General features: G+C 67.4%; 7 protein-coding genes and 2 pseudogenes. 3 read left to right on the top strand and 6 right to left on the bottom strand.

The window, feature by feature from the left end:
* Positions 1 to 73: 73 nt before the first annotated feature.
* Positions 74 to 739 (bottom strand): signal peptidase I, encoded by a 666-nt coding sequence (gene lepB, locus IE107_RS34045; RefSeq protein WP_189548210.1) that lies wholly within the window; start codon positions 737 to 739, stop codon positions 74 to 76.
* Between the two features lie 490 nt (positions 740 to 1,229).
* Between lepB and IE107_RS36320 the strand changes: the two are divergent.
* Positions 1,230 to 1,466 (top strand): annotated as a pseudogene (locus IE107_RS36320) (transposase); the annotation flags it as partial.
* A gap of 57 nt (positions 1,467 to 1,523) precedes the next feature.
* On the opposite strand, the gene IE107_RS34035 reads toward IE107_RS36320, so the two are convergent.
* The 5 genes from IE107_RS34035 to IE107_RS34015 all read right to left on the bottom strand — a co-directional run bounded on the left by IE107_RS34035 (position 1,524) and on the right by IE107_RS34015 (position 8,785).
* Positions 1,524 to 2,543 (bottom strand): carbon-nitrogen hydrolase family protein, encoded by a 1,020-nt coding sequence (locus IE107_RS34035; protein ID WP_189548209.1) that lies wholly within the window; start codon positions 2,541 to 2,543, stop codon positions 1,524 to 1,526.
* 793 nt (positions 2,544 to 3,336) lie between these two features.
* Positions 3,337 to 5,439 (bottom strand): S9 family peptidase, encoded by a 2,103-nt coding sequence (locus IE107_RS34030; protein WP_189548208.1) that lies wholly within the window; start codon positions 5,437 to 5,439, stop codon positions 3,337 to 3,339.
* 243 nt (positions 5,440 to 5,682) lie between these two features.
* Complete coding sequence (locus IE107_RS34025) at positions 5,683 to 5,868, bottom strand: hypothetical protein (protein WP_189548207.1); 186 nt, start codon at positions 5,866 to 5,868, stop codon at positions 5,683 to 5,685.
* Positions 5,865 to 6,086 carry a hypothetical protein gene (locus tag IE107_RS34020; protein WP_189548206.1) on the bottom strand — a complete coding sequence of 74 codons (222 nt, stop codon included), beginning with the start codon at positions 6,084 to 6,086 and terminating at the stop codon, positions 5,865 to 5,867. Before IE107_RS34020 ends, IE107_RS34025 begins: the two co-directional genes overlap by 4 nt.
* A 245-nt stretch (positions 6,087 to 6,331) precedes the next feature.
* Positions 6,332 to 8,785, bottom strand: a complete 2,454-nt coding sequence (locus tag IE107_RS34015; protein ID WP_373302554.1) for a GH92 family glycosyl hydrolase — start codon at positions 8,783 to 8,785, stop codon at positions 6,332 to 6,334.
* A gap of 630 nt (positions 8,786 to 9,415) precedes the next feature.
* On the opposite strand from IE107_RS34015, the gene IE107_RS34010 reads away from it, so the two are divergent.
* Complete coding sequence (locus IE107_RS34010; RefSeq protein WP_189548205.1) at positions 9,416 to 10,336, top strand: transglutaminase-like domain-containing protein; 921 nt, start codon at positions 9,416 to 9,418, stop codon at positions 10,334 to 10,336.
* A 32-nt stretch (positions 10,337 to 10,368) separates the two neighbouring features.
* Positions 10,369 to 10,767, top strand: a pseudogene (locus IE107_RS34005) (MFS transporter); the annotation flags it as partial.
* Positions 10,768 to 11,157 lie beyond the last annotated feature (390 nt).

The raw sequence follows: 11,157 nt of genomic DNA, 5'->3' as shown, positions 1-11,157 counted from the left end.
GGGCTCTGACGCCGTAATCACACCAGCCACGGCACGATCATCTCACCCCTGACCAGTAGTTACGGGACAGCGCTTAGACCACTGGCCACGGCGGCACAGCCGCGAGCGGTCGCCGGGCACTCCGCCCGGCCGCGTACCCTCCGATCCCCAGACCGATCCCGACCAGGGTCAGCACAATCCCGAGGACTCCGATCACCACCCACCCCGCCGCTGCACCGAAACCCTTTTGTGCTCGCCCGAGCACACCGGAGGCCGCGACGCTGCCTGACTGCTCGTCGAGGAAGAACCGCGAGTCGTTCGAGTTCCCCCGGTGATCGCCCAGCAGGAACAACCGTCCTTCCGGCACCTGCACGTCGTACGGTCCGGTTGCCGGGTTCACTTCGCCGCGCATTACATACGGTTCGTCGACCGGCTTCCCGTTCACCGTGATCCGATCTCCCTCGCACACCACGTGATCGCCGCCCATCCCGATGACCCGCTGCAGGACCGGTCCGCCCTCATAGCGATCGGGCACTTGGACGAGCACGACATCACCTCTGCGTACTTCGCCCGCGTCGATGCGCTCGATGACCAGCCGCTCGCCCATGCGGTAAGTGGGCTCCATCGCCTGGCTCATGACGGTGACCCCTTGGTAGTTCGTGAAGAAGTACCCGATGCCTCCCAGCGCCAAGACAAGCCCGAGTGGCACCAGTACCCAGGCCGCGACTCTCAGCCCGCTGCCCCCTCCCCGCTGCTGCATGAACACCCCTCCTTTGAACCGCCCGAGGCCGGGCTGACCAGCAGAGGTTAAGCGGTCTCGGGACGGAAACGCACCTCACTCCCATGGCCGCACAGGTCGGTGGTGTCTTTGGCACAGTCAACTGCTGGAGCAAGAGCCCTGGAGCACCAGTCCGGAAGGTCGCGTACCAGGAGGCGGCGTGACCTGACGATGTCCCACATAGAACACGGTCTTGACCTCGCCGTTCCGGTTGGCTGAGGCGGCTGCCACCGGCTGTACCTGCAGCCTGGGTGAGCGCGTATGCAGCAGCTCACTGAGCGGTGAACCACCGCAGCTCGTACGGTCGGACATGGGTGCCCTGACGGGACGGTGCTCCTGGCCTGGCTCCGGTCACTTCGCACGTTCCGCAGGGCCGCCCCATCCGTCAGGTCAGAGCATCCATATGTGACCGTCGGCCGGCCTGGCAGCGAAGGCCCCGCAAGTACAGCGAGTCCGTCCAAGGGACCTTCGCCCCCTGGCGCGTGCGGATCAGCGCGTGAAGGACCGGTTGTATCTGCAGGGTCTGTTGCTGGACGGGCGTCGGAAGTCGATGCAGCCGATGGCGGGACGTCTGGGCGTGGACCATCAGCAGTTGCAGCAGTTCATGACGCCCTCGACCTGGCCGGTGGGCACGGGCCGAGGGCGGTTGGCCCGGCGGGCGGTCGGGGTGGTGCGTCCGCACGTGCAGGTGGTGGACGACACCGGCTGGTGGACGGGGTGGAGCAGGTTCCTGGTAACCGACGGAACGGGAACCGATGTCGTCTGCTCAGGCCGATTCGGCCGCCGGGGCGGCGGTTCCGTCGCTCGGGGCGGCAGGCCATTCGCGGTGTCCTTCGTCATGCCAGAGGGGACGTCGGTCGACTCGTAGGCCGAGGATCTCCGGTCGCGCGTAGTGACCGCGAGAGTCGACCCAGACCTTGACGGCGTTGATGTCGGCGAGGTCGATCTCGGCGGTGACGAGCTTCTCCTCGAGGCCGGTGTGCGGGCCGGCGAGGTACTGGTTGAAGGGGTGAATCACGGCCGACCAGCCGCCGCCCGCAGAGATGTGCTTCTGCGGTCCGACGGTGGAGTCCATCCACTGCAGGCACGTCTCGTCCACCGGGTTTCCGGCGGAGATGACGAACGCCTGCGCCGTGAGCGCGTGGGTCTTCATCATGGCGTCGATCTGAACGTCGGCGACGGTCTCGAAGCCGGTCATGGTGGACAGTCCGGGCCATGCTGCTGCGTGGATCTGCTGGCCCTGGGTGATCAGGGACTGCCGGGCCAGGTTCATGGTGTGTTCCCAGCAGGCCAGACCGCCGATCCGGCCCAGAGTGCTGTCGAAGACGCTGAGGGTGGCGCCGCCGCCCTGAGCCCACACAATCCGTTCGGCGTAGGTGGGCTGGAGCTTGCGGTGGACTCCGAGAAGGGTGCCGTCGGGTTCGATGAAGACCTGGCTGTTGAAACACGTGCGGGTCCCCGCGAGCCGTTCGCTGACACCGAGAACGGCGCCGACCCCGGCGCGGTCACAAGCAGCTTGGACCCGGGCAATCTGCGGACCGGGCACCTCGACGGATGCCTCGGCGTAGGCGGCGTTGGCGCCCTGCTGGTCCAGCGGGGCGTAGACCTCGATCCAGTACGGGTAACCGGGCACGAAGGTCTCGGGAAACACCAGCAGGTCGATGTCTTCCCGGCCGGCCTGTTCGATGAAGCGGATGACCTTGCTGACGGTCGCCTCGGTGTCCATGAACACCGGAGCGGCGTGCACCGCCGCGACAGTTCGTTTCGTGGAAGTGGGAGATGACATGTCGGAGTCCTCCTCAGAAGTGGAACGCGTCGGCAGGAACAGGTCGTCGAGCGTTGTCCGGGGCGCAACGTCCGGATGCGGATGAATGGGTGAGCCGGTCACGAAGAAGCCTGCCATCGTTTGCAACAGCGCATGCCTACGCTGACCAGTTCAGACAAGACATGTCAAGACCCGTCAACTCTTGGCATAAAAGCAGGAGTTCATACCGGGGTACCACTGGCATACTGCTGCGACTGCGTTCCGCCGGGCCTGAACGTCACTCGGCACGGGGCGGCGGGCGAGGTCCATGATGACGGGTCAGGCAGAGGCCGAGGCGACCCCTGGGATGTGGACACACCTGACGATGAACCTCGACAGGTCCAGAAAACTGCAGATCCACAGGGCAAGGCCCTCGAAGCACAGTGCGGAGTTTCGGTCTGACGCGGTGGCGTTGTGGCGTGCCTCGCCCGGTCGGCGGCAGGTCTTCGCCATCAGCCCAGTCTCCGCGCGCCCGCGCCCTGCCCGTTTGAGGCGGGAGTTGCCATCCTGAAAGTGGCCGGGTCGGGCTGTCCGGCTGGTCGGTGTCTCGGCGCGGTGGTGGTCTGTTGAGGGCTTGACCGAGGCAGCTGAGGTGCTGTTCCCTGCAGAGCTCGGACTGCTGGTCGAGGGAAATCGCCGGCCCGCCTGCGCCAGACGCGAGCACGCCGGATGCGCCCACTCTGTGGACGCATCCGGCGAAGCCTGCCACGCCTGGGCCGCCCCCGGCCTCCCCGGCATCACGAATGCCCAGCCGAAACGCCCTGACGGACCGTGCTCAAGCCCCGAGTGAGCTCTTGAGAAAGTCCAGCTCAAGCTGCAGCAGGGTGTCCGCGACTCCTTCACCTGTCACGAGGTGACCCACCCCGGGTAGCAGCAGGACTCTGTGCGGCCGACCCGCCGCGAGCAACTCCGCCGAGAAGCGCAGCGTATGCGCTGGGGCCACATTGTCGTCGGCCAGCCCGTGAACGAGCATCAGCGGGCGGGTCAGATTTTTGGCGAGTGACAGCAACGAACTGCGCTCGTAGTTGTGCGGCTGGAGGTCCGGGTGGCCAAGGAAACGCTCCTCCCAATACGTGTCGTACAGGCGTCGGTCGGTCGGCGCCGCGCCCGCGACCGCGGCGTGGAACACATCGGGACGGCGCAGCACGGCGCCGGCCGCAAGATAGCCACTGAACGACCATCCTCGGATGCCTACTCGTTCCAAGTCCATGGCATCGCACCGTTGAGCCGCAGCGTGCAGCCCGTCGATCTGGTCGTTCAGAACAGGTGTGAGCCTGTCACCAAGGATGGCTCGCTCCCACTGCACCCCGCGCCCGGGAGTACCGCGCCCGTCCGTCGCCAGCACGGCAAACCCCTGCTCGGCATACCACTGGCACACTGCCGTGTACCAACCGTGGGCTCTTGTCACGACTTGCATACCGGGCCCGGCGTAAGGGCTGAGCAGAACCGGCAGCTTGGCCATGCCCGGTTCGTACCAGGAGGGCAGATGCAGTCGGCTTCGCAGCTGTCGCTTCCCCAGCGTCAGATGGACTGGCCGGGGCGTGATCAGCGGCTTTTCCGCCAGGACAGCGATACAGCCGACCTGCTTTCCGCCCCGCAGCACCGTCACGGTGTGCCCGTCCAGAGTTCTGCTGTCCAACACGAGCGTGTCACCCCCGGCGATGGCTGTGTGCACCCCCGAAGTCTGCGTCAGCCGTTCAAAGCCGTGCTCAGGTTCATACGACCAGACATGCACTTCTGTCGGCTCCTCGCTCGCGGCGAACAACACTCTTTCGCCCACCGCCCCCAGCACGGCGCGCACCTGGAGCCCGGCCGGAGCGAGGACATCGCCTATCCGGATCGTGCGCTGATCACCGCGGGCCTGAGGTAGCACCAGCACTCCCGATGCGGTGTGCAGAGGAGCGCCCGGCGGAAACTCGACCCAGCTCTCATCGGCCTGCTGGGACAGTGGCTCGGCAGAACCGTTCACTGGGTTGACCCGCAGAACCCACATCGTGCGCTGATCCCGAGTCTGAAGGCTGATCACCGGGCCACTGTTCTGCCAGTCGGCAGTGACGACATACTCGAACGCGAGACCCCAACTGTTGGCCGGAGCCTCCTTCTCAGGAGCCTGACGTGGCAATCGAACCGGCGTGTGCCCGCCAGCGACCGTCACAAGGTGCAACGAAGTGATCGCGTTGGCCGTACCTGCCGCTGGGTAGCGAACCGGCCGGGGCAATTGGCCGGGATCCGACGGATCGCTGAGATAGCGGCGCTCCACCACGGAGGTATCGACTCGGGCAACGAGCAGCGCACTGCTGTCCGGAGACCACCAGTAGCCGCGTGACCTGCCGATGGACGCTACGGCACTGTAGTCGGCCAGCCCGTAGGTGGTCTCCGTGGTCTCGGGCTCGGCGAGCGGCCGGTCGCCTGCTCCGTCCGTACCGACCACGCGCAGGGCGCCTCCGGTGACGTAGGCGATCAGGGCGCCGTCCGGAGAGGGGCGGGGATCTCTCACCGGGCCGACGGTCTGGATGCGACGTGGCAGGCCACCGTCCGTACGCACGGTCCAGAGCGAGCCGTCGACGGTGTATGCCACCACCCGAACATGACGGTCGGTCGCGTACGACTGCACTCCGGCCGAGCGCGCGCGGGTCGGCTCGGGACGGATGCGCTCTGCTTCCATGGCCTTCTCATCGCCCCCGGCTGATGCATGACCGGCGAGGATGCGCTCCTCACCCCTCTCGTACATCCACAGTTGGACGCGCGGAACGACACCGGATTCGGAGCGGAGAAACAGCACACGATCACCGTCAGGGGAGACGGTGAATTCGCGTGGAACTCCGAGTGAGAAGCGACGGGTCCGGGCGAACTGGCGGGGAAATCCTTCGGTATCCATGATCTTCGCAATCTCCTGAGGGCTTCGCGGCCTGCGATACCGCAACGCCGGTGAGAGTCCCGGAACTTGGGGACAAAAAAAGGCTCCAGGTCGGTGACCTGGAGCCTGCAGCATGTGTTGCGGCGGGGATCGGATGGCTTCCCCTTCCTCCCCCGTTCAACGACGACGTCAGCGAACAGGAGCGCAAAGCATTCTAACACGGCGGAGTCATCGACTGGCAGCACCAGCCTCTCCCCCGCTCGACTACGACGTCCCGGACATTGCCGCGCTCAAGGGCGGGGAGCAGTCCCACTCGGCGACCATGGTGCCTGCCTCCCGGCAACGGGCCAGAGTTTCCTGGTCCGCGTCGGCGTCGGCGTCGGCGTCGGCGTCGGCGTCGGTGAACCAGATTTCCGGCAGCGGTCCGTACGCCTCCTCGCAGGCGGTCACCCAGGAGATCGGGCCGTGGCCGTCGCCGGCGATGTGTCCGATCGGCCGACGGGTGCGATCTTCTGCGCTTTGACCAGGTTCTGGGCGGCGCCGGCGGTCACGACGCCAGGCAGCGTCCAGCCAGGGAAGACGATGCGAAGGTCGTAGGCGCCGGTGGCGATCGGCAGTCGACGCGCGCCGATCACACGAGTGCCGTGTTCGAGGTGGTTGATCGCCACGCGCAGGACATCCGGGGTTGCATGCGGAAGATCTGTCCATCGCGGCGGCGTCCAGGTGCAGCGGCATGGCCTCCGCCGCGACGTGCGCGGCCTCCTCGCCCGCCTCGACCACCGCGGAGCCGCCCGCCGCTGACGCTCCCGCCCAAGCCCGCATCGGTCGACGCCGCAGTGTGATGGCGACGTCGACCGATGGTCAGGCCTCCGAGCGAGAGCGGGATGGCCACTCGCCGGGCGGAATCAACGGGTCAGCGAGGCAGGGTGGCCGGGTCGGTCGCCCAGCCGGTGTCGGCGCGGTCGCTCAGTTCGAACGACAGGGAGCCGCCTCGGCGCACGAACGAGCCGTCCACCCAGGAGGACTCGTGCTTCCTGTCGTCGAGGCTCACCGAGTCCACGTACAGGTCGGTGCGGGATGCCCGGGGAGCGTCGATCGTGATCTCCTCGCGGTCGCCGGCGCCCGCGACGACGGCGTGCGGGAAGACCGGGGCGCCCAGCAGCAGGTCGGCCGACCCCGGCGCCTTCGGGTAGATGCCGAGCGCCGCGAAGACGTACCACGCCGACATGGTGCCGAGGTCGTCGTTGCCGGGGAGTCCGGCCGGGCCCGTCCCGTACGCGGTGTCGACGATCTGGCGGACGGTCTCCTGGGTCTTCCACGGCTTGCCCAGTGCGTTGTACAGCCACGGGGCGTGGATGCCCGGCTCGTTGGTGGGGTCGTAGCGCAGCGCGTCGCCGCCGCGGACGGACCAGGAGCCGTCGGGCTTGTGGAAGAAGTCGTCCAGGCGGGCCGCTGCCCTGTCGCGCCCGCCCATGGCGGTGGCCAGCCCCTGGACATCCTGCGGCACCATCCACACGTAGGTGGCGGCGCTGCCCTGGGCGAAGCCGAGGTCCCGGGCGGGGTTGAACGGGGTCACCCAGGAGCCGTCGGCGTTGCGTGCCTGGATGTAGCCGGCGGTCGGGGTAGCCGCAGGGTTGAACACGTTCCGCCAGTAACCGCCGCGCTCGCTCAGCGTCCGGTACTCCTCGTCACGGCCCAGCTGCTGGGCCCATTGGGCGAGAGCCGCGTCGGCGACGGAGTCCTCGAGTGTCTCGGCGGCACCGCCCCAGCAGTGGCACTGATCCTGCGCGGCATAGCCGGATTTCATGTACTGGGCGAGGTTGGGACGATTGCCCTCGCACTGGCCCGGGCATCCCGCGTCGGACAGCCCGGACGCGTGCGGCACGGTGGCCTGGCGGTACAGGGAGTCGAAAGCGCCCTGGACGTCGAAGTTGCGCACGCCCATGGCGTGGAACGTCGCCAGGGTGGCCGCCGAGGGATCGCCGGTCATGACGTGGGTGGCGCCGCTGATGTGCACCCAGCGGTCCCAAATCCCGTCGTTCTGCTGCGCGAAGTTGTACAGCGACTGGGCGAAGTCGCCGGCGACGCGCGGCTTGAGCAGGGCGAGCAGCTGCACCTGGGCCCGGTACTGGTCCCAGCCGGAGAAGTTGCTGTACTGCGCCTTCTGTCCGCGGGCGAGGGCGTGGACCTTGCGGTCCATGCCCACATAGGTGCCATTGCGGTCGCTGATCAGGTTGGGCTGCTGCAGGGCGTGGTAGAGGGCGGTGTAGAAAGCGGTACGGCGGTCCTCGTCACCCCCGCTGATCTTGACGGACTTCAGCGCCCGGTCCCAGGCGCCCCTTCCCGCCTTCGCCACATCCTCGACGCTCGCGTTCGGGGCGATCTCACCGCGCAGGTTCGCCTCCGCGCCGGCCAGGGAGACGTACGAGATCCCGATACGCATGTGGACATCGTTGTCATTCGAGGTGTCGAAAGAGACGTATCCGCCGGAGCCCCGGCCTGCGCGGCTGGCCCCTGTCAGGTAGCCCTCGCCGCCACCGGCGAAGGTGGAACCCGGGGAGAGCTGGTTGTCGCGCCAGGTGCCCACGCTGGAGAAGCTGCGGTCGAAGGCGGCGGTGAAGTAAAGGCGGTAGTAGCTCTTGCGGTTGTTGTTGGGGGTACCTCCGTTGGCGCGCCTGCCACAGAATGCACCGGTCTCCACCCAGCCAGTGACCTTGTTGTGCGCGGTGTCGATGGCGATGTGGGCGTCCTCGCTGCCGTTCAGCGAGTTGGAGACACGGAACAGCAGGCTGGCGGGCTTGTCCGCAGGGAAGGTGAAGTCGGCCACGCCGGCGCGCTCGCTGACCGCCAGGTCGCTTGTGACACCCGAGTCGAGGCCCACTCGGTAACGACCCGGCTCGGCCTCCTCGTCGGTGTGCGAGAAACTCGCCGCGTACTTCGCGTCCTTGGTGTCGGCGGTGGGCGAGGAGTCCACCGTGCCGGCGAACGGCATGATGGGCACGTCACCGGCTGCTCCCGGGTGACACCCCGCGCCGTTGATGTGAGTGAGGGAGAAGCCCCGCAGGCGGGTGGTGTTGTAGGAGTACCCGTTGGCGGCGGCGGTGTTGGTCTGGTCGCCGGCGGTGCTGGTGGGCGACCAGGCGATCATCCCGAACGGCACATTGGCCCCGGGGTAGGTGTTGCCGCCGTTGCTGGTGCCGATGAGCGGGTCCACGTACTGAACGGGGTGAGGGACCGGAGCCGCCGCGGTGGAATCGGCCATTGCCGCGGGACTCCCCAGGAGCGGGAGGAGCAGCCCGGCCGAGATCGCGGCGACGCCGACGGCGGTGGCCGGCCGGTGGTCCCGTCTTCTCCGGAACTTCTTCATGATGAAGTCTTTCCTTCTCGTGCGTACTTGGAATTTCGAGCGTCCCTTGTGGAGTACAAGTTCCTGGAACGATCGTGAGGATAGACAGGACGCGCAGGCACGACGAGGCCGGCGACGTTCCTTCGGATGAACTCGTCGTGAATCGCGGCATGACGTACCGGCACCTGACACACCGGCGCCGAGCCGGTACCCCCGCAGCCCGATTCCCGGAGCGAGGCGTACCGCGTGCTCGCTCGGCTCGGGCTCCGCGAGCCGCGGGTGTCCAACGGGCTTTTGAGGACGTGGGGTTCGCGGTCGCGGGTGATGGTGCGCAGAGCCGTGGTGCCGCAATGGGCGAGGTTGCGGGGCCAAGGGATGGCAGGGTGGACGCGGTGGTGGTCGGCCGGGATCACCGCCCAGACACGGACCCGGTACCACGGGGAAACGCGGAATCCCGAACGGGCCCCGCGCCGAAGCGAGGGAAACGTCCACAGCCTGACCAATGGGAAGGGTGACCCCTTCGGGTCACCCGGCGCACGCGGCTCAACCGTCGGCACAAGCCATCTGGACAATTACGGAGAGATTTTGGCACGGTGAGGTGCACCGGCCCGGAAATCGAACATATGACCGATGCCTTTAGGGGGTTCAGCCATGCCATCTGCTCTCCTCGCACAGGACACCGCCGCCTTTTATGCCGCACAGAGCGCTTTCTCCGATCCCAACGGCCTCGCCCGGCTCTACGGCGACCTACCGGATGATCCGGCTCACCTTGCCCGTGCAGCCCGAGATCTGATGGTCCACCGTCTGGAGGGTGAACCGCTCCGCCATGTCATCACGCAGGATCGCCTGCACAACGACGCCGAGACGCGCTACCTCGATGACATCTTGCGGATCATCATTGAGCGGAACGACGCCCCACTGACGCAGCGGCGCGAGGTCGGTGACCGGTTCGTCGGCGTGTGCCGCGACTTCGCGCTGCTGTACTGCTCGTTCCTGCGCCACGCGGGGATTCCCGCCCGACTGCGGTCCGGGTTCGCCGACTACTTCGGCTCGGATGGATTCAACGACGACCACGTGGTCACCGAGTACTGGGACAACGAGCGGGACTGGCGGTTCGCCGATCCGCAACTGGCCGACCCGGTGGTCAGCGACACGTTGAAGGTGGACTTCGACCCGATGGACGTACCGCGCAACCGCTTTCTGGTCGCGGGCAAGGCATGGCAGGCTATCCGAGCACGCGAGGCGGACCCAAAGACTTTCGGACTCCGCCTCCCGGAGGAAAGACGGATGTTCGGGGAGTGGTTCGTGGCGCACGACATCCGGATCGATCTCGCGGCACTGAACAAGGTGGAGACGCTGCTGTGGGACACCTGGGGGACGGGAGCGGGCGGAAACAGGGAGATGACGGACGCGACCTGTGAACTGTACGACCAGGTCTCACTGGTGGTGTGCGACGACGTTCCCTTCGATGCGGCGCGGAAGCTGTTCGCGGAGAATGAGGAGCTGCGGACGCCGAAGACCGTGCTCTCGTTGGCTCCGTTCAACGGTCCGAGGGAAGTCACACTCCGGTGAGGCAGGCGGCCGGACATACACTTCCATTCGTCGGCACGGGCCATGGAGTCCCGGCGCCCGGTTCCGCCGCCCGCTTCCGCAGCCGGCGACCACGCCGCCAGCAGGGACGCGGCGCCAGCGTGTCGGCGGCGGTGGCCAGCTGCGGTCTCGTGCTCGGATTCGTCCTGTCCGGAATCATCACCGCCCCCCTGGGGTGGCGGTGGATCTTCCTGGTCTCGGTTCCGTTCATCCTGTCGTGCTGTCGGCGGCCGTCTTCCTGGTCGAGGGTGACCGGCCCGTGGCCCAGGGCGCCCCGCCGCTGGACCTTCCCGGCGCGCTGCTGCTGACCGCCTGTCCGCTGCTGTTCATTCTTCGGCGTGGTCGAGGCGGGTGAACCCGGAACGCCCGCATGGGTGGCCCCAGGGGCGCTGGCCGGGGCGGTGGCCGCCGGTGCCGACGCATCTCCATGGGCGGGTACGGCGGCCGCGTGGTCAGCCGGAGCGGTTTGCTATGGACGATTCCCTGAATGATTTTGGTCTCCCATGCCAACATTCCGGGCGGGGCGCTCAGCGTCATGGAGAACCTCTTGCATCGGGTCGCAGTACACGTCGTCACAGCCATTCGCTGCCGTCGGCGCGGCGGTCCCGCGAGCGAGGCTCAAAACCAAGACCCTCCGGCCACAACCCTTGGTGCAATCCCGGTGACAATCGGCAGGAAGTGCGCCGTGGGAACACAACACGCGGCCGCGAGTGGACGGCAGTGCGAAGGTCAGTCGGTGAAGGTGCGCAACAGGCGCAGCAGTGCGGTACGGAGTTCGGCCGGGTCGAGGTCGAGTCCGTCCG

It is taken from the genome of Streptomyces gelaticus (assembly GCF_014649535.1).
Lineage (GTDB): Bacteria > Actinomycetota > Actinomycetes > Streptomycetales > Streptomycetaceae > Streptomyces > Streptomyces gelaticus.
Note: the sequence above shows the minus strand (reverse complement) of the source record. Positions and strands in the feature narration are given on the sequence as shown.